Consider the following 18,463-nt stretch of genomic DNA (forward strand, 5'->3'; position numbering starts at 1 on the left):
CTTTCACGCTCCTAACGTGGTGATCATGACAACCGAGAACACGGTCACCACCAGTCCCCGAGCGGACTCCTCACCGATGACCGACAACAACGGCGACCGGACGGTACGGTTCCGGCGCCCGGGCGCGGCACTGGCGCTGCTGGCGTTTGCTCAGCTGATCATTTCTCTCGACTACAACATCGTGTACGTGGCGCTGCCGGAGATCGGCTCGGCGCTCGGTTTCTCGGCGCAGACGCTGCAGTGGGTGGTGAGCGCCTACGCGGTCGCCTTCGGCGGGTTCCTGCTGCTGGGCGGACGGGCCGTGGATCTGCTCGGGCCACGCCGGATCTTCGTGCTAGGGCTGGTCCTGTACGCGGTGTCGTCGCTGGCGGGCGGCCTGGCCACCGCGCCCCTGACGCTGGTGGCGGCCCGCGCGGTGCAGGGACTCGGCGGCGCGCTGTTGTTCCCCGCGACGCTGACGTTGGTCTCCACCGGCTTCGCCGAAGGCCGCGAACGGAACCGCGCCTTCGCGGTGTGGGGCACCGCCGGCGGCAGCGGCATGATCCTCGGCTCGCTGCTGGGCGGCGTGCTGACCGACGCGTTCGGCTGGGCCGCGGTGTTCTTCGTCAACGTGCCGCTGGCGGGCGTCGCCGCGCTGCTGGCCCTGCCGCTGGTCCCGCGCGGCGCCGCGCGGCGGACCGGCCGCCGGTTCGACCTTACCGGGGCGCTCACCGCGACGGCCGGGACCACGCTGGTGGTGTTCGCCCTCGTGCAGGGGCCGGAGTCCGGCTGGGGCGCGCCGGCCGTGGCGGGCGCGGCCGTGCTCGGCCTGGTGCTGCTGGCAGGGTTCGTCGCGATCGAGGCCCGCAGCGCCGACCCGGTGCTGCCCCTACGGCTGCTGCGCGACCGCGACCTGGGCACCGGTGTACTGGTCACCTTCCTGTACATGGGGACCTTCGGCACCCTGCTGTACTTCCTGACCGTCTACTTCCAGGTCGTGCACGGGTACGACGCGCTGCGCACCGGCCTGGCCTTCCTGGTGCCGATGGCCGCGATCGTCGCCGGATCGCAGCTCGGCGGCCGGCTGGCGACCGCCCGCGGCACCCGTACCGCCATGATCGCCAGCCTGGTCGTCGGCGGCGTCGGGACCGTCATCGTGGGTGCGAGCCTGACCACCGGCGGCTCCTACCTGGCGCTGCTGCCCGGTCTGATCGTCCTCGGTGTCGGCCAGGGCGCCGGCTACACGCTGATGTTCGGCGCCGCGACCGCCGGGACCCCCGCCGACCAGCAGGGCGTCGCCTCCGGGGTGGCGTCCACCGCGCAGCAGGTCGGCGGGGCCGTCGGCCTCGCCGTCCTGGTCGCGATCGCGGGTGCCCACACCGGCGGGAAGGCCGGGCCCGCACTACGCGCGGCCACCACCGACGGCCTGCGCACCGCCGTCTTCGTCGCGGCCACCGGGATCGCGCTCACCGCCCTGGTCGCCCTCGGCTTCACTCCCACGCGCCGCCGGACGGGGCACGCCGACGTGCTCGAGCACGTCGCGGCCTGATCACCACGAGAGAAGGAACATCACCATGAATCCCCTGACCACTCTGCGCTCCATCGTCCGCGGCCGGGTCCTGCTGCCCGGCGACCCCGGCTTCGACGCCGCCCGCCGCCCGTGGAACCTGGCCGTCGAGCAGCCGGTGACGGCCGTGGTCGAGGCCGCCGACGCCGACGACGTCGCCGCGCTCGTCCGCCACGCCCGATCCGCCGGACTGAGCGTCGCCACCCAGCCGAACGGGCACGGGGCCACCGGCCGCACCGAGGGCACCATCCTGCTGCGCACCGGTCGGCTGGACGCCCTGGAGATCGATCCGGCCGCTCGCCGCGCCCGCGTCGGGGCGGGCGTGCCCTCGGGTCGGGTGCAGGCCGCCGCCGCACCGTACGGCCTGACCGGCCTGCCCGGCAGCTCCCCGGTCGTCAGCGTCACCGGCGTCGCCCTCGGCGGCGGACTGAGCTGGTTCGGCCGCAGGCACGGCTGGGTCGCCGACAGCGTCACCGCCTTCGACATCGTGGACGCCGAGGGGCGGCAGCGGCACGTCACCGCCGACACCGACGCCGACCTGTTCTGGGCCCTGCGCGGCGGAGGCGGCGACTTCGCCATCGTCACCGCCCTGGAACTGGCCCTGCACCCCGCGCCGCACCTGTACGGCGGCCGGGTCCTGTGGACGGCCGAGCACACTCCGGACGTGCTGGACGCCTACCGGCGGATCGCCGCCACCGCGCCGGACGAGCTGACCGTCTGGCTGGACCTGCTGCACTTCCCCGGCGCTGACCCCATGGTCGCCGTGGACGCCACGTACCTCGGCGACGCGGACGAGGCACGCGACCTGCTGAGCCCCCTAAACCGCCTTGCCCGACCGCTGTCCGACGGCAGACGGGTCATGCCGGTCTCCGAGCTCGGGACCATCACCGCCGAACCGACCGACCCGGGCGCGGGCCTGTCACGCGGCGAACTGCTCACCGAACTGGACGACCTCGCGGCCAAGGCGCTGCTCGCCGACCCGATCGCCCCGCTGCTGAGCGTGCAGATCCGGCACCTCGGCGGCGCGTTCACTCAGCCGTCCGACAGCCCGCACGGCCCGCTGACCGAGCCCTTCGCGCTCTACCTGTTCGGCATCCCGGCCGACCCGGCGACGGCCCAGGCCGTCGCGGACCGGCAGCGCGCACTCGCCGAGGCCCTCCCCGTCAGCGGCCGCAAGCCCCTCACCTTCCTGAACCCCGGGGAGACCGTGGCCGACGCGTTCACCCCCGCCGCGCTCGGCCGGCTGCGCGACGTCAAGCGCCGCCACGACCCGCACAACGTGTTCCGCAGCAACTTCCCTGTGCTGTCCTGACGGGTTCCCGTCAGGCGGTGGCGGCGCCGCGCGGGGGGACGTCGGTCACACCGAGACGGCGGTGCTCGATGTGGCTGACGGCCTCGTCCAGCAGCGTGGCGACGTGATTGTCGTACAGCTGGTAGACGATGCTGCGGCCGTGCCGGTCCCCGGTGACGAGGCCGAGATGGCGCAGGTAGCGCAGCTGGTGGGAGACGGCCGAGCGCTCCATGGCGATCGAGTCGGCGAGCTCGCCGACGGAGCACGGGCCCTGCCGCAGGCGGCTGAGGATGCGCAGCCGGCTGGGGGTGGCGAGGGCCTGCATGGTCTCGGCGACGCTCTTGGCCAGGTCGGCGTCGATGGGCCCGGTAGGGGTCGTTTGTCCGTCAACGCCGTGTCCCATATCGCCATCGTAACCGTGAGGAACATGTGAACACCTATTCACGTGATCACCTATGATGGGAGGGAATGACCGTACGAGCCGAGGAGTGCGCCACCGTGACATCCGCCGTTCCCGCGTCCACCGGGCGTGACGAGGCCGCCGACCGAAGAGCGGCGAACCGCGCGATGGCGGTCTCGGCGGCGGGCCTCTCGGTGACCGCCCTCGTCGAGATCGCCCTGGCCCTGGTCACCGGATCGGTCGCGCTACTCGGCGACGGCCTGCACAACCTTTCCGACGTGTCGACGTCGGCGGTGGTCTTCCTCGGCTTCTGGATCTCACGGCGGCCCGCGACGGCCCGCTACCCGTACGGCTACGAGCGGGCGGAGGACCTCGCCGGGCTCGGCGTGGCGCTGGTGATCTGGGCCAGCGCGATATTCGCCGGGTACGAGAGCTACCAGAAGCTCGTGGGCGGCGCACCCACGACCGACGCCGCCCTGGGCATGGCGGGCGCGGCGCTCGGGATCGTCGGCAACCAGATCGTCGCCCGGTACAAACTGCGGGTGGGCCGCCGGATCCGGTCGGCGACGATGATCGCCGATGCGAAGCACTCCTGGCTCGACGCGGTGTCCTCGCTCGGCGCGCTGGTCGGCCTCGCACTCGTGGCAGCCGGGTACCGCTGGGGCGACCCGGTGGCCGGACTGGCCGTCACACTCTTCATCTGCCACGTCGGCGTCGAGGTCACCCGCGACCTGCTGCACCGCCTGATGGACGGCGTCGAGCCCGAACACCTCGACGCCGCGCGTACGGCCGCCGCCGGTGTGCCGGGCGTCGGCGCGGCCGGGGTCCGGGCGCGCTGGATGGGCCGGACCCTCGCGGTGGAGGTGGAGACCCGTCTCGACGACGGCATCAGCCTCCTGGACGCCGATGGGATCAACGCCGCGGTGGAACGAGCGGTACGCACCGCCGTTCCCGACGCCGGCGACGTGCACGCCCACGCCCACGCCACCCGGTCGGCACCGCCCGTACCGGCCGACTCCGGCCCCCGCTGACGCCCGCGCCGCCCTCTCCGCGAGGCTGCTGAGGTCAGGCCGCGCAGCGGTTCCGGGGAAGGATGTCGAAGGCGTTCACCGAGGCGGTGTCGGATCTGCTGGGGTGAGCTCCCGCAGCGTGCCGAAGAGGAGCGCCGCGCTGTCCTCCCAGGTGGGGAACTCCTCGGCCCGCTGCCGCGCCGACGCGCCGAGCCGGTCACGCAGGGCGGAGTCGGCGCACAGCCTCGCCAGGGTCGCCGTCAGGGAGGGGATGTCGCCCGGTTCGACGATGAGGCCGTCGCGTCCGTCCCGGGCCAGGTGGGGGAGGTTGCCCGCGCGCCATCCGACGACGGGAAGGCCGGCGGCCATGGCCTCCCCGTACACCGTGCCGTACGGCTCGCGCAGGCTCGGCAGGACGAAGACGTCGGCGTCCCGGTAGAGGCGGGCGACCTCCTCCTTCGGCAGGCGTCCGTGGCGGACGACCCGCCCGGCCAGGTCCGGCTCCCCGAGCCGTCGCCGGACCCGCGCGGCGTACGCCGGGTCGGCGTCCTCGTCGCCGGCCAGGTGCAGGCGGGCGGCGCCGTCGGGGAGGGCAGCGACGGCGTCGAGTAGGTCGAGGACGCCCTTGCGGGGCAGCCAGTTCGCCACGCACAGCAGCGCCGCGTCGGCCCTGGCGCGCAGGTCCGCCGCCGGGCCCGGGGACGGTGCCGGAACGTCGCGGCCCGGCGGGACGACGACGAGGCGGTCACCGAAGCCCTGCCGGGCGAGCTCCGCGCCGAGCGGTTCGCTGGCGACGAGCAGCCGGGCGGCCCGTCGGTACGTCCACCGGTCCAGCACGGCCTGCGCGAGCGCGCGCGGCCGGCCGTGGTCGATACCGCCGGGCGGCTGGTGCAGGATCGCGGCGACGGGCAGGCCCGGCGGCAGGCGCACCGGCGCGAGGAACGCCGCGGCGATGCTGTCGATCAGCACCACGTCCGGGCGCTGCTCCCGGACCGTCCGCAGGACCCGGCGCGCGGCCAGGGCCGGGAGCGGGAACGCCAGGAACGGGAAGGAAGCGAACGTGAGCCGGGCGTCGTACGCCGGCGCGAGCTCGGCCATCCGCCGGTGGTAAAGGTAACCGCCCGTCATCGTCAGCGGATCGCCCAGAGTGACGAGGGAGATCGACAGGGTGCGCGTCATCCACGTGGCTCCGACCGTTTTCGGGGCCGACGGCGTGTACGGCGGCGGTGAACGGTATCCGCTGATGCTGGCCCGGGCACTGGCCCGCGGCGTCGACTGCGAGCTGGTGACGTTCGGGCCGGGCGCCCGCCTGATCCGGGAGCCGGGCGGCCTGCGGATCCGCGTGCTGCACCGGTGGGGGTGCTGGCGCGGGCATCCCGCGCACCCCCTCGCCCTGGGCCTACCATCGGCGCTCGCCGACGCCGACGTCGTCCACACGCATCAGCTGCGCAGCGCGCCCAGCCGGCTGGCCGCCCTCGTACGGCGACGGCACCTCGCGGTGACCGATCACGGGCTGGGCGGCGGCGGGTGGTGCGGGCTGCTGCCGCGCCTGTTCGAGCGGTTCCTCGTCGTCTCGCGGTTCTCCGCGCGGACGCTGAACGCCCCGCCCGGCCGCACCGACGTCCTGTACGGCGGCGCGGACCCGGCCTGGTACCGCCCGGACCCGCGCGCCGACCGCGCCGGGGTGCTGTTCGTCGGGCGGATCACTCCGCACAAGGGGCTCGACCGGCTGATCCAGGCGCTGCCCGACGGCGCCGAGCTGACCGTCGTGGGCAGCGCCGGGCACGATCCGCGCCCGCCCGAGTCCGGCTATCTCGTCCTGCTGGCCCGGCTCGCCGCCGGGAAACCCGTACGGTTCGTCGGTCCGGTCGACGACGCCGAGGCGGGCCGGCTGTACCGGGAGGCCGCCGTCCTGGTGCTGCCGTCGGTGCACCGGACCTGCTACGGGCGGACGGTGGAGATCTCCGAGCTGCTCGGCCTGACCGTCCTGGAGGCGATGGCGAGCGGCACGCCGGTGATCTGCAGCCGGCTCGGCGGGCTGCCCGAGGTCGTCCGCGACGGGGAGACCGGGTTCCTCACCGAGCCGGGCGACGTCGGGGAGCTGCGCGACCGCATCCGCACGCTGCTCGCGGACCGCCCGCTCGCCCGCAGGCTCGGCGACGACGCACGGCAGCTCGTCCTCGAGCGCTTCACGTGGGATCGCTGCGCGCAACGCTGCCTGACCGCCTACGCCACGATGCTCGACGAGTAGCCGCCGAACGCCTCCGGCGACTCCCAGACCCGTACGGACAGGGTCTGCGCGCCCGCTTTACGGACCGTCTCGGCGAGCGTGTCGTGCGCCCAGCGCGCCAGCACCTCGACGGTGACCGCCGCCGCCTCGGGCGGGCGGATCATCTCCAGGTCCCGGTTCTCGATCCGCCCGAGCATGTCGGCGAGCGCCGCCTCCAGGACGTCCAGGTCGCAGACCATGTCCTGCTCGTCCAGGCGTTCGCGGCTCACGACGACCTCGAACCGGTAGTCGTGGTGGTGAGGCTCGCCCTCCGGCGGTGGTTTGCCGGGCATCTGGTGGATCGCCCGTACCGTCTTGTGCAGCCCGACCTCGTACCCCATCTACGCTCCCCTTCCGTACGACAACGCGGCGTGCATCACGCCCTCCTCGGCGCGGTCCAGAGCCGCGAACGCCTCGGCGACCCGTTCGACCGGGAAGGTGTGGGTGGCGAGTGACTCCAGCGGCAGCTCGGCCAGCAGCGCGGCGGCCTCCCGGCGGCGGCGCTCGATCGTCCAGCCGCCACTGAGTGCGGCCGGGATCGTCGAGACCTGCGTGCTGCGGATCGTCAGCCGGCGGCGGTGGAAGTGGCGGCCGAGGGGGAGCGCCGCGTCCTTGGTGCCGAGCCACGAGGCGATCAGCAGGGTGCCCTCGTGGGCGAGGAGGGCGAGCGCCGGGCCGGGCGCGTCCGGGCTCCCGGTGGCGTCGATGACCGTACGGGCGCCCGCGCCGCCGGTCTCCCGCCGGACCACGTCGGCCAGTTCCTCCGGCGGTACGGCGCGCAGGCCCAGCGACGCGGCGAGCTTCCGGCGCCAGGGGAGCGGCTCGGCGGCCACGGTGCGCGCGCCGGTCCGTTCGAGCAGGAGGGCCGTGAGCGTGCCGAGCACGCCGAGGCCCAGCACGACGACGGTGTCGCCGTAGCCGGGGGCGGCGTCCAGCGTGACCTGCAGGGCCGTCTCCACCAGCGGGAACAGCGTGGCCGCGCGCGGGTCCACCGCGGGCAGGCGGATCAGGGCGTCCTCCGACGCGGTGAACACGTCCTGGTGCGGGTGAAAGGCGAAGACCAGGTCGCCGTCGTCGGCGCGGCCGACGCAGCTGTAGCCGTAGACGAACGGATAGCCGAAGGCGCCCGAGAGGGCGTCGATGCTCTCGTCGAGGGCCGTCTCCGGCGGGACCTCCCCGCGGTAGGCGAGCAGTTCGGTGCCCGAGCTGATCCCGGAGAAGATCGTCTCGACCGTGACCTGCCCGGGTTCCGGGGACTCGACCTCGCGTTCGCGGAGCTCCACGCGCCGAGGGCCGACATGCAGAACGAACCGGGCTTTCACGGCGCGTCTCTACCCTTCCGTGGACTCCGAAAAACCGCGTAGGTCATGGGTCGCGATTCAAGCACGTTGTCCCCTGACGTTAGTCCGGGAGGTCCCTGAGTGGGAGGACCCTCGGCCTACGGGCTGATGGGGAACCCACGCCGGATACGGCCCTCGACGGGGGGCTGACGGGGCGGCGGTCGACCTTGGGAGCTGAACCACGGACCGTCGGCGGGCGTCTGTTCTGTTCGGAACATGACGGCGAGAGGCGGATTTCATGGTGTCGAGGCGTGCCTTCCTGTTCGGCGGCGCGGGACTCGGGGCGGTCGCGGTCGCCGGAGGGGCCGGCGCGGTCCTCGTCGAGGAGGACGTGCTGCCGGGCAAGGTCGCGTTCGACCGGGCCATCGGGCGTTGCGGGTCCGTGCCGAGCCCTCCGCGTACCCCAGGCGTGGTCCAGACGCAGACCTTTTCCTCGCGTCGGCGGGGCACCGACGTCACGGCCGTCGTCGTGCTCCCGGCCGGTGTCACGTCGCTTCGGGGGCTGCCGGTCGCGGTGGCGCTGCACGGCAACGGCGGCAACGGGGCCTCGGCCGCCTCCGGTCTCCGGCTCGACCGCTACCTGACCGAGGTCGTGCGCACCCGCGGCGTCCCGCCGTTCGCGCTCGTCGCGGTAGACGGCGGGCCCAGCACGTACTGGCACCGGCGTGCGAACGGCGAGGACCCGCTCGGGATGATCGTCGATGAGCTGCTGCCCCGGCTGCGCCGGCAGGGGGCGTCGACGGACCGGTTCGGGGTGATCGGCTGGTCGATGGGCGGCTACGGCGCGCTGCTCCTGGCCGACGGTCGGCGCACCCCGGATGGCCGCCGCCGTCGCCTCGTCGCCCGCGCTGTTCCCCTCGTACGACAACGCCCGCCGTACGAACCACCGGGCGTTCGACGACGCGGCCGACTTCGCGCGCAATGACGTGTTCGCGGGCCTGGATCGGCTGAAGGGCGTACCGACGAGGGTCGACTGCGGCACCAGCGACCCGTTCGCGCCGATGGTCCGCCGGCTGCGGGCGCGGCTGCGACCCGCCGGGGCGATGAGCGGCGGATGCCACGACGGTGCGTTCTGGCAGCCGCACCTACCGGACCAGTTGGTCTTCCTCGGCGGTCATCTGAGAAGAGAGTAGGACTTCAGGACTCCAGCGTGCGGGCGACGGCGTGGGCGACCACCTGGGACAGGTCGCCGGTCCGTTGATGGATCTCCCACTGCTGTTCCGCGCCGTTGCCCCGCTTGAGGACGCCGAGCAGGAGCCCTTCGACCGGGACGAGGTCGCCCGTGTCGGCGAGCACGGGCGTCGTGTGGTCGACCAGCGCCCGTACGACGGTCTCGGCGGGGGCGGGATGACCGGTGACCGGATGCACCAGGTCGTGCCGGAGACCGGAGCGGGCCGCCCGCCAGGTGGCGAGCTTGAGCTGTGAGGTTCGCACCCGCGACGCCGGCTCACCCGCCCGCCAGGCGCGCGCGGCGGTCTCCACGAGCGCGCCGACGAGGGTGGCGATCAGCACGGCGTCGTCGATCAGCAGGCAGACGTCGGCGACGCGGATCTCGATCGTGGGATACCGGCGGGACAGCCGCGCGTCGAAGTAGACCATGCCCTCGTCGAGGATCGCGCCGCTGTCCAGCATCGCCGCGATCGCCGCCCGGTAGGAGGCCGCCGTGTCGAAGAGTTCGGTGGGGCCGGAGGACGGCCAGCGGCCCACGACCTGCCGGCGGTAGCTGGCGTAACCGCTGTCGGTGCCCTGCCAGAACGGGGAGTTCGCGCTCAGCGCCAGCAGGGACGGCAGCCAGGGGCGGATCCGATCGAGGACGGCGACGCCCTCGTCGGCGGACTCCACCGCCACGTGAACGTGGCATCCGCAGATCAGGTGCTCGGCGGCGGTGAGGGAGTACTCCTCGGCCATCCGCAGGTAGCGCGCCTTGGGCGTGACCGTGGGCCGGACCGGCAGCGGCGAGGTCCCGAGTGCGGCGATCGCCACGCCCTGACGCCGGGCGGCCGTCGCGGCGACGTGCCGCATCAGGCGAATCTGGTCGGCGAGTTCGGTCATGGACGAGCACGGGCGGGTGCCCGTCTCGAGTTGTTCGCACTGGAACTCGTTCTGGAGCAGGCCGCCGTCACCGCCGTGGGGCTCCCGCCGGATTACGGCGTCGGCCGCGGCACGGGGCCGTCCACTGATCGGGTCAACGAGGAGGAATTCCTCCTCCACTCCCACGGTGCGAATATTCACTATGTCCTACTCTGCTGGTTTTCAGCTGCGGGAAAGTAAAGGCATGGCAGTTCCAGTTCACGCTGCACCAAAAAGGTCCCCCGTGATCGTCGATCAGTGCCCCCGTGGCAACATCAGGGTAAAACGGCGGAACGCTCCAATTAATGGAAATCGGCGAATTAGCAGCTAAATAGCGTTGATCAGCCATTGATTGGCGAACGCGAGTGATGGGAGGGGCGGAAGCGCCTGAGCGGACATCGGGCGAACAGTCCCGAATGCACCGGTTTGCCGGGACAATCGGCGGCATGTGGTTCGGCATTCTCGGTCCCCTGGACGTGCGGTCGGCCGACGGGGAGACGATCTCCGTGGGCGGTCCCCGGCCGCGTGCGCTGCTCGCGATGCTGCTCCTGCACGCGGACCGGGCGGTGCCGGTGGAACGGCTGGTCGACGGCCAGTACGGCGACGATCCGCCGTCCGGCGCGCTCAATGCCGTCCAGGCGCAGGTGTCCCGCGTACGGCGTCACCTGCCGCCGGGAATGCTCGAGTTCGACGGCATCGGATACCGGCTGGCGGTCGACCCCGACGACGTCGACGTCCATCGCTTCGAACGGCTGGCCCGGGAAGGGCGGAGACTGCTGGGCGCGGGTACCCACGCGGACGCCGCCGCGATCCTCCGCCGGGCGCTCGGGCTGTGGCGCGGCCCGGCACTGGCCGACCTGCCCTTCGCGGACGCGGACAAGGCCCGCCTGGAGGAGCTTCGGCTGGCGGCGACCGAGGACCTCACCGAGGCCCAGCTGGCCCTGCCCGACGGGTCGCCGGTCGCGGAGCTGCGGCGGCTGGTCGCCGAGCACCCGCTGCGGGAACGACCCCGGGGCCAGCTCATGCGCGCCCTGAACACCGCCGGGCGGCCCGCCGAGGCCCTCGCGGTGTACGAGGAGACCCGGCACCTGCTCGCCGAGGAGCTCGGCGTCGATCCCTCTCCGGAGCTGGCCGCCATCCAACTGGCCGTCCTACGCGCCCAGGAGCCCGCGCCGGCGGCCCGGCGCAGGCCCGCCGCGCAGCTCACCAGCTTCATCGGACGCGACCGCGAGCTGCGACGGCTCGACGACCTGCGCGACTCCCGACTGGTCACGATCATCGGTCCCGGAGGTTCCGGAAAGACCCGGCTCGCGGTCGAGGCCGCGGGCCGCCGGGGCGGTGAGACGTGCTTCGCCGACCTTTCCCCGCTCGACGACGGCGACCAAGCGCCGGGCGCGGTGCTCAGCGCGCTGGGCGTGCGCGAGACGGGGTTCCACGCGCTCGACGCACCCGATCCGGTGAGCCGCCTGGTCTCGGCCGTCGCCGAGCGGGACCTCCTGCTGATCCTCGACAACTGCGAGCACCTCGTCGCCGGCGCCGCGGCGCTGGCCCGCCGCCTGCTCGGCGAGTGCCCGGGGCTGACGATCCTGGCCACGAGCCGGGAGCCGCTCGGGCTCACGGGGGAGACGCTCGTACCGCTCGCGCCGCTGGACGTGCCCCCGCCGGGCTCCGCGACCGCCGACGCCTCGGACTATCCGGCCGTGCGGTTGTTCGCCGACCGGGCGGCGGCCGTACGGCCCGGCTTCGAGCTCGGACCCGGCAACGCCGAGGCCGTCGCGCGGATCTGCGCGGCGCTCGACGGCCTGCCGCTCGCCATCGAGCTCGCCGCCGCCCGGTTGCGCACCTTCCCGGTGGAGGAGATCGCCCGCCGCCTCGCCGAGCACGACCGGTTCCGGCTGCTGTCGCGCGGCGACCGTACGGCCGCGGCCCGGCACCAGACCCTGCGCGCGGTCGTCGAGTGGAGCTGGGACCTGCTCGGGCCTGACGAGCGGATGGCGGCTCGGCGCTTCTCCGTGTTCGCGGGGGGTGCGTCACTGGAGGCGGCCGAGGTGGTCTGCGGTCTGGACGCCGCCGACGCGCTGGCCGACCTGGTGGACAAGTCGCTCGTCGAGACGGACGGCGTCCGCTACCGGATGTTCGACACGATCGGGCTGTTCTGCGCCGAGCGCCTGGCCGAGACCGACGAGCCGCAGCTCGTGCGCGCCGCTCATGCCCGGCACTTCCTCGAACTCGCCCAGCGCGCCGACCTTCACCTCCGCCGCGCCGAGCAGTTGGAGTGGCTGGCTCGCCTCTCCGCCGAGCACGACAACCTCGTGGCCGCGCTGCGCTGGGCCGTCCACCATGACCGGGAGATGGCGCTGCGGCTCGTCGCCGCGCTCGGGACGTACGGCTGGCTGAGCGGGCGGCGCGGTGAGGTCGGCAAGGCCGCCGCCGAGCTTCTCGACACGCCCGTCGAGGGGCTGGACGAGGAGTACGTCGCGTGCGTGGTGCAGGCCGTGCCCCGGCCCGGTCCGGAGCACTGGAAGGGGGCCGAGGAGACCGTACGGTCGTTCGACCGGCCGCTGCGGCACCCGTTCACCGCGGCCCTGTGGGGGATGGCCGCCGGCCCGCCCGCGCCGTCCGGGGCCCAGAACACCCGCATGCTCGTCGGTGATCCATGGACGCAGGCGCTGGAGCAGTTCAGCGTGGCCCTCCTGATCGTGCTCGGCGGCGACCCCGCCGAGGGCGAACGCCGGCTCGCGGACGTGCTGACCCGCTTCCGCGCGATCGGCGAGCGGTGGGGGACCGCCCAGACCCTCGACTGGCTCGCAGTGGTCGCCGGCCGGCGTGGAGAGTGGGCGCGCGCCCGGGACCTGTGGAGTGAGGCGCTCACGCTGCTCGGCGAGCTCGGCGCGTACGAAGAGGTCGTGGACGTCCTCGTGCACCGGGCCGAGGCGCTGACCCGCGAGGGCGACATCGCCGCCACCACCGCCGATCTCCGGCGCGCGGAGGAGCTGTCCCGCCAGGCGGGCCGGGCGGACGCGCCCGCCGCGGTGCACATGGGTCTGGGGGAGATCGCCCGGTTCGGTGGCGACCTCGTCGAGGCCCGGTTCCGGCTCGACGAGGCTCTGCGCGTCTCCGGAGACGCGAGCTTCGGCGTCGAGACGACACAGCCATGGCTGTTCACCGCGCTGGGACGGCTCGCCGAGGCCGAAGGCGACGACGACGCGGCCCGGACCTGGCATCGCCGCGTCGTCGCGGCCGCCCGGGAGTCCCCGATCGCCATGGACCTCGCCGAGGCCGTCAGAGGCCTCGCCGGGGTCGTCGTAGGAGAGGAGGCGGGCGAACGCGCCGAGGGGGCGGGCGCCTGCGCCGAGGGCGGGGGCGAACGCGCCGCCGTCCTGCTCGGCGCGGCCGTCGCCCTGTGCGGGATGACCGTGGCGCGCGACCCGGACGTCGACCGGGTCGCCGCCCGCGCCCGCGACCTCATCGGCGCGGAGGCGTTCGCCGCGGCGTTCGCGCGCGGCGCCGCGATGTCGCGCGCGGAGGCGCTGACAGCCGTCGACGAGACTGTCAGCGGATAGCGGACGGACTGTCAACGCCCCCGGCGAGAGTCGGGGACATGAAGAACACCACGGTCCTCATCTCCGGCGCGAGCATCGCCGGCCCCGCCCTCGCCTACTGGCTCGAGCGCCACGGCTGCACCGTCACGATCGTCGAGAAGGCGCCCGTCCTCCGACCCGGCGGCCAGGCCGTCGACTTCAAGGGCCCGACCCACATGAAGGTCCTGGAGCGCATGGGCATCCTCGACGAGGTGCGGCGCCGCCAGACCGGCTCGCACGACACCACCTTCATCGACGCGGACGGCCGGCCGCAGGCGGTCATGCCCGCCGAGTTCACCGGTGGTGCGATCGAGATCCAGCGCGGCGACCTGGCCGCCCTCCTGTACGAGCGGACCGCGGGGCGGTGCGAGTACGTCTTCGGCGACTCGATCACCTCCCTGACCGAGACGGCGTCCGGCGTCCACGCCACCTTCGAACGCGGCGCACCGCGCACCTTCGACCTTGTCGTCGGCGCGGACGGCATCCACTCCAACGTCCGCCGTCTGGCCTTCGGCCCGGAGGAGGATCACGTGCGCTTCCTCGGCCACTACTACGCGCTCGCCGACGTCGCCGCCGCGGGCCCCGCCGTGCAGAGCGTGATGTACAACGAGCCGGGCCGCATGGTGTCGCTCTGGGGCAACAAGGCGTCGGCGTTCTTCGTCTTCGCCTCCGAGCGGCTCGACTTCGACCGCTGGAACACCGACCAGCAGAAGCGGCTCCTCGCCCAGGCATACCAGGGCGGGAAGTGGAAGATGCCGGAGATCGTCGCCGCCGCGTCCGACGCTTCGGAGTTCTACCTTGACTCGATCAGCCGCGTCGAGATGGACCACTACGCCAAGGGCCGGGTCGTCCTGCTGGGCGACGCCGCGTACGGCAACACTCTGGGCGGCTTCGGCACCGGCCTGGCCGTCGTCGGCGCGTACGTCCTGGCCGGGGAGCTCGCGGCGGCCGGCGGCGACCACCGGGTGGCCTTCCGCCGGTACGAGGAGGAGTTCCGCGGCTACGCCAAGATCGCGCGGAAGGGCAACGCCGGTCCGTTCCTCGCCCCGCCGACCCAGGCCCGCATCACCATGCGGAACCAGATGTTCAAGCGCCGGCTCCTGCTCAAATCGATGCTGTGGATGACCGACAGGTTCGCCTCGAACATCGACCTGAAGGACTACCCGGCGCCCGCATCCACATCTCATGACCAATAATGATCAAGGAGTTCGAGAAATGCGCGTTCCGGTGGGGAAGACGGCGCGCGACGTCTACTCGGGGAGCTCGGCGATCCGGCGGCGCAGGTGGTCGGCCTGAGGGTCGTTCATCCCGATCGCGACGGCCCGCTCGTACGCGGTGCGCGCCTCGCCGTGCCGGCCGACGCGGTGCAGGAGTTCGGCGCGGGTGGCGTGCCACCACGGGTACTCGTCCAGGCTCGGGATCGCATCGACCAGGGCCAGACCGGCCGTCGGCCCGTCCCGCTCGGCCACGGCCACCGCCCGGTTCAGCCGTACGACATCGGTGTCCTGGACGGTGAGCAGCACGTCGTACCAGGAGATCACGGCGTCCCAGTCGGTCGCGGCGTACGACGGGGCGAGCGCGTGGCATGCGGCGATCGCGGCCTGCACGACGTACGCGTCCGGCCGTTCCGGAGTGCGCCGCAACGCCGCGCCGACCAGCTCGACCCCCTCCTTGATCTCCGCGAAGTCCCAGCGGCCACGGTCCTGGTCGGTCAGCAGGACCGGGCGGCCCTCGGCGTCGACGCGGGCCGCGCGCCGGGCGTCCTGAAGCAGCAGCAGCGCCAGCAGACCGAGGACGGTCGGCTCGTCGGGCATCAGCTCCGCCAGGAGGCGCGCGAGCCGGATCGCCTCGGCCGTCAGCGGGACGCGGACCAGGTCGCCGCCGGAATCCGCCGTGTACCCCGCGGTGAAGATGAGGTAGACGGTGGCCGCGACTCCCGACAGCCGCGCGGGGAGCTCCTCGGCGGGCGGCACGCGGTACGGGATGCGAGCCCGCGCGATCTTCTGCTTCGCCCGGGTGAGGCGCTTGGCCATCGTCGCCTCGGGCACCAGCAGCCCGCGGGCGACCTCCGCGGTGGACAGCCCGGCGAGGCTCCGCAGTGCCAGGGCGACCTGCGCCTCCACCGCCAGGCACGGATGGCAGCAGGTGAAGACCAACCGGAGGAGGTCGTCGCGGACGACCTCCGGAGGTTCGGGGTCCGGATGGATCAACGCCACAGCCTCCGCCTCCTTCCCCGCCCGGCGAGCCTCCCGGCGGATGACGTCGATCGCCCGGCGTTTCGCGGCGACCACCAGCCAGGCGCGCGGGTCGTCCGGCACACCGTCCCGGGGCCACGTCTCCAGCGCACGGACCACGGCGTCCTGCACCGCGTCCTCGGCCAGGTCGACGCTGCCGGTGACGCGGATCAGCGTCGCCAGCACGCGAGCACCCTCGTCGCGTACCAGCGTCGCCGCCGCGTCACCGGCCCCCATCGGTCAGAACTGGACGACCGGGCGGACTTCGACCGCGCCGTCCCACGCCGCCGGGATCTTGGCCGCCACCGCGACCGCCTCGTCCAGGTCGGCGCATTCGAGCAGGTAGAAGCCGGTCAGGGCCTCCTTCGTCTCGGCGTACGGCCCGTCGCTCGTGATCACGTCGCCGCCCTTGCCGCCGGAGACCCGCACGGTCGTCGCCGTGGCGGTCGGGTACAGCGCGTGGCCGCCCTTGATCACGTCGGCGGCCGCCTGTCCGAACTCGTTGTAGTCCTTCGTCTCCTCGGCGTACTCCGGCTGCGTCCAGTCGACGTCGCGCGTGTATGTGAGGGCGATGTACATGGGCATGACCGACTCCTTCGGATCCTGGGCCGGCTCCGGTCGCCGGCTTCACTTTAAGGACGTACGGCCGGAGCCCGGCAGGACACCTCGCGACGACGATTTCCTGGAACACGTTATGACGACTTCCTCGGCCGCGTTGGGCGGCTCGATCAGCCGGGATCGACGACGCGGTAGCCCACGCCGGGCGTGGTGATGACGACGGGTGGCTCGCCCAGCTTGCGGCGCAGCCGGCCGATGGTCACCGCGACCGTGTTGGTGAAGGGGTCGGCGTGCTCGTCCCAGACCTGCTCGAGCAGTTTCTCGGCGCTGAGGAACGCGGGCGCGGCGCGCAGGAGCGCTTCGAGAACCCCGAACTCCTTGACCGACAGGTCGAGGAGGCGGCCGTCGCGGGTGACGGTGCGTCGCACCGGGTCCAGTTCGATTCCCGCCGAGCGCAGCGTACGGGCCCGCGCGGCGGGCCGGCGGCGCGCGAGGGCCCGGACCCGCAGGACGAGTTCGGGGAAGTGGAACGGCTTGGCGAGGTAGTCGTCCGCTCCCAGGATCAGCCCGCTGACGCGGTCGCCGGGCGCGCCGGCCGCGGTCAGCATGAGGACCATGGCCCGGTCGTCGTTCTCGGTGATCATCTGGCAGAGGGTGTCGCCGTGCAGCCCGGGCAGGTCGCGGTCGAGGACGACCACGTCGTAGGCGTTCACGTCGAGTTTGGCGACGGCCTCCAGCCCGTCATGGGCGACGTCCACGGCCATGCCCTGGTCGCGCAGCCCTTCCGCCAGGACGTCGGCGAGCGAACGGGCGTCCTCGACGACCAGCACCCTCACGCCGGAACACCAGCGTGCACCACAGATGGCAGCGAGACGCCGACCCGCAGCCCGCCGTCGGGGCGGGCGCGCAGGTCCAGAGTGCCACCGTGCGCGGTGGCGACGGCCGCGACGATCGACAGCCCGAGCCCGGTCCCGTCGCCCGTGCCCGTACGGTCGGCGCCGAGCCGCCGGAACGGCCGGGTCAGCTCGGCGACCTGCCGTGGGTCGAGGACCTCGCCGCCCGTCTCGACCACCAGGTGCGCGTTCTCGCCGTCGGCCACGGTGGCGACCCGGATCCAGCCGCCGTCCTCGTTGTGGCGGATCGCGTTGTCGATGAGGTTGTCGACCATGCGGCGCAGGAGCGCCCGGCTGCCCCGTACCGGTGTGTCGCCGTCCGCGGTCTCGCGGACGGACAACCGCCGGGCGGCGATGTCCGCGGACCGGCCGGCCACCGCTTCGGAGGCCACGTGGGCGAGCGAGACCGTCGCGCGGTCCGGGAGGTCGCCGTGCTGCGTCCGGGCGAGGACGAGGAGCCCCTCCAGCAGGCGGTCGACCTGGTCGAGCTCGCCACGGAGCCGGTCGGCGAGGGCGACGGTCTGCGGCGGCGCGGGCTCCGGCTTGGCCACCGCCACGTCCAGTGACGCCCGCATGGTGGTGAGCGGCGTGCGCAGCTCGTGGGAGGCGTCGGCGACGAAGCGGCGTTGGGCGGCGAAGGCACCTTCCAGGCGTTCCAGCAAGTCATCGATGGTGTCGGCGAGATCCTTGACCTCGTCGGCGGGGCCGGACACGGCCAGCCGCTCGTGCAGGTTGTCCGCGGTGATCCGCCGCGTCGCCGCCGTGATCGTCCGCAGCGGACGCAGCACCCGTCCCGCGAGGAGGCGTCCCAGGACGATCGACGCCACCGCCATGACGGCCAGCGCGATCGCCGACCCGACCAGCAGCCGACGATTCTGCGCCGCATGCTGCTCGGTGAGCTGATTCTGCAGCCAGGCGATCTGCATCTGGGCCTGGGCCAGTGCCTTCTCCTGAGGCACCGGCTCCGGGCCGGGGTACATGGTGCTGACCCGCGACCCGCGGGTCATGAGGTTGGCGATCGCCAGCAGTCCCGCGGCGGACACGAAGAACACGACGCCGTACAAGGCGGTGAACCGCGACCGTACGGGGCGGTTCGGCAGGCGGATCGACCGGGTGAGGCGGCGGACCGGCCGGGTGAGGTGATGATCCGAGCCGTTCGACATCTCCAACTCCTCCGTCCGTTTCCACGCGGGCACTCAGCATGCCCGGTCCGCCCTAACAGCGGAATAACAGCGTCCGTTCGGCCCTCGTTACGGCGTCCGTTCCAGGAT

The 18,463-nt window shown here is 73.2% G+C and carries 17 protein-coding genes; 8 read left to right on the plus strand and 9 right to left on the minus strand.

Annotated elements, in window-relative coordinates; genetic code table 11:
* Positions 1 to 25 precede the first annotated feature (25 nt).
* Both AB0I04_RS30515 and AB0I04_RS30520 read left to right on the plus strand, forming a co-directional pair.
* Complete coding sequence (locus AB0I04_RS30515; protein ID WP_360891941.1) at positions 26 to 1,528, plus strand: MFS transporter; 1,503 nt, start codon at positions 26 to 28, stop codon at positions 1,526 to 1,528.
* Positions 1,529 to 1,553: 25 nt separating this feature from the next.
* A complete protein-coding gene (locus AB0I04_RS30520) occupies positions 1,554 to 2,858 on the plus strand; it encodes an FAD-binding oxidoreductase (protein ID WP_360891944.1) in 1,305 nt (434 codons plus the stop codon).
* A 10-nt stretch (positions 2,859 to 2,868) separates the two neighbouring features.
* Here the strand turns inward: AB0I04_RS30520 and AB0I04_RS30525 are convergent, their stop codons facing one another.
* The gene (locus tag AB0I04_RS30525; protein ID WP_360891947.1) at positions 2,869 to 3,240 is read right to left on the minus strand and encodes a metalloregulator ArsR/SmtB family transcription factor; all 372 of its coding nucleotides are present in this window, start codon (positions 3,238 to 3,240) and stop codon (positions 2,869 to 2,871) included.
* A gap of 65 nt (positions 3,241 to 3,305) precedes the next feature.
* On the opposite strand from AB0I04_RS30525, the gene AB0I04_RS30530 reads away from it, so the two are divergent.
* A complete protein-coding gene (locus AB0I04_RS30530; RefSeq protein ID WP_360891951.1) occupies positions 3,306 to 4,268 on the plus strand; it encodes a cation diffusion facilitator family transporter in 963 nt (320 codons plus the stop codon).
* A gap of 75 nt (positions 4,269 to 4,343) precedes the next feature.
* On the opposite strand, the gene AB0I04_RS30535 is transcribed toward AB0I04_RS30530, so the two are convergent.
* Complete coding sequence (locus AB0I04_RS30535) at positions 4,344 to 5,426, minus strand: glycosyltransferase family 4 protein (protein WP_360891954.1); 1,083 nt, start codon at positions 5,424 to 5,426, stop codon at positions 4,344 to 4,346.
* Between the two features lie 4 nt (positions 5,427 to 5,430).
* Between AB0I04_RS30535 and AB0I04_RS30540 the strand changes: the two genes are divergently transcribed.
* The gene (locus tag AB0I04_RS30540; protein WP_360891957.1) at positions 5,431 to 6,498 is read left to right on the plus strand and encodes a glycosyltransferase family 4 protein; all 1,068 of its coding nucleotides are present in this window, start codon (positions 5,431 to 5,433) and stop codon (positions 6,496 to 6,498) included.
* Here AB0I04_RS30540 and AB0I04_RS30545 read toward each other — a convergent pair.
* Together AB0I04_RS30545 and AB0I04_RS30550 are read right to left on the minus strand one after the other, a co-directional pair.
* Positions 6,474 to 6,857, minus strand: coding sequence for a 6-carboxytetrahydropterin synthase (locus tag AB0I04_RS30545; RefSeq protein ID WP_360891960.1), 384 nt, complete (start codon positions 6,855 to 6,857; stop codon positions 6,474 to 6,476). The genes AB0I04_RS30540 and AB0I04_RS30545 overlap by 25 nt on opposite strands.
* Positions 6,858 to 7,838, minus strand: a complete 981-nt coding sequence (locus AB0I04_RS30550) for a zinc-binding alcohol dehydrogenase (protein WP_360891963.1) — start codon at positions 7,836 to 7,838, stop codon at positions 6,858 to 6,860.
* Between the two features lie 256 nt (positions 7,839 to 8,094).
* On the opposite strand from AB0I04_RS30550, the gene AB0I04_RS30555 reads away from it, so the two are divergent.
* Together AB0I04_RS30555 and AB0I04_RS30560 are read left to right on the plus strand one after the other, a co-directional pair.
* Positions 8,095 to 8,781 (plus strand): alpha/beta hydrolase-fold protein, encoded by a 687-nt coding sequence (locus AB0I04_RS30555; RefSeq protein ID WP_360891966.1) that lies wholly within the window; start codon positions 8,095 to 8,097, stop codon positions 8,779 to 8,781.
* Position 8,782: 1 nt separating this feature from the next.
* On the plus strand, positions 8,783 to 8,989 hold the full coding sequence (locus tag AB0I04_RS30560) for a hypothetical protein (protein WP_360891969.1): 207 nt from the start codon (positions 8,783 to 8,785) through the stop codon (positions 8,987 to 8,989).
* A 4-nt stretch (positions 8,990 to 8,993) separates the two neighbouring features.
* Here the strand turns inward: AB0I04_RS30560 and AB0I04_RS30565 are convergent, their stop codons facing one another.
* Positions 8,994 to 10,088, minus strand: a complete 1,095-nt coding sequence (locus tag AB0I04_RS30565) for a glutamate--cysteine ligase (RefSeq protein ID WP_360891972.1) — start codon at positions 10,086 to 10,088, stop codon at positions 8,994 to 8,996.
* Between the two features lie 284 nt (positions 10,089 to 10,372).
* Between AB0I04_RS30565 and AB0I04_RS30570 the strand changes: the two genes are divergently transcribed.
* Both AB0I04_RS30570 and AB0I04_RS30575 read left to right on the plus strand, forming a co-directional pair.
* The gene (locus AB0I04_RS30570; protein ID WP_360891975.1) at positions 10,373 to 13,489 is read left to right on the plus strand and encodes a BTAD domain-containing putative transcriptional regulator; all 3,117 of its coding nucleotides are present in this window, start codon (positions 10,373 to 10,375) and stop codon (positions 13,487 to 13,489) included.
* A gap of 38 nt (positions 13,490 to 13,527) precedes the next feature.
* A complete protein-coding gene (locus tag AB0I04_RS30575) occupies positions 13,528 to 14,703 on the plus strand; it encodes an FAD-dependent monooxygenase (RefSeq protein WP_360891978.1) in 1,176 nt (391 codons plus the stop codon).
* 54 nt (positions 14,704 to 14,757) lie between these two features.
* Here the strand turns inward: AB0I04_RS30575 and AB0I04_RS30580 are convergent, their stop codons facing one another.
* The 4 genes from AB0I04_RS30580 to AB0I04_RS30595 all read right to left on the minus strand — a co-directional run bounded on the left by AB0I04_RS30580 (position 14,758) and on the right by AB0I04_RS30595 (position 18,355).
* A complete protein-coding gene (locus tag AB0I04_RS30580) occupies positions 14,758 to 15,978 on the minus strand; it encodes a sigma-70 family RNA polymerase sigma factor (RefSeq protein ID WP_360891981.1) in 1,221 nt (406 codons plus the stop codon).
* A 3-nt stretch (positions 15,979 to 15,981) separates the two neighbouring features.
* Positions 15,982 to 16,326 (minus strand): YciI family protein, encoded by a 345-nt coding sequence (locus tag AB0I04_RS30585; RefSeq protein WP_360891984.1) that lies wholly within the window; start codon positions 16,324 to 16,326, stop codon positions 15,982 to 15,984.
* A gap of 143 nt (positions 16,327 to 16,469) precedes the next feature.
* Positions 16,470 to 17,135: a response regulator transcription factor gene (locus AB0I04_RS30590; protein ID WP_360891987.1), complete on the minus strand. Its 666-nt coding sequence runs from the start codon at positions 17,133 to 17,135 to the stop codon at positions 16,470 to 16,472.
* Positions 17,132 to 18,355: a HAMP domain-containing sensor histidine kinase gene (locus tag AB0I04_RS30595; protein ID WP_360891990.1), complete on the minus strand. Its 1,224-nt coding sequence runs from the start codon at positions 18,353 to 18,355 to the stop codon at positions 17,132 to 17,134. The genes AB0I04_RS30590 and AB0I04_RS30595 overlap by 4 nt, the downstream gene beginning before the upstream one ends.
* Positions 18,356 to 18,463 lie beyond the last annotated feature (108 nt).

Source organism: Actinoallomurus sp. NPDC050550 (assembly GCF_040655075.1).
Taxonomy (GTDB): Bacteria; Actinomycetota; Actinomycetes; order Streptosporangiales; family Streptosporangiaceae; genus Actinoallomurus.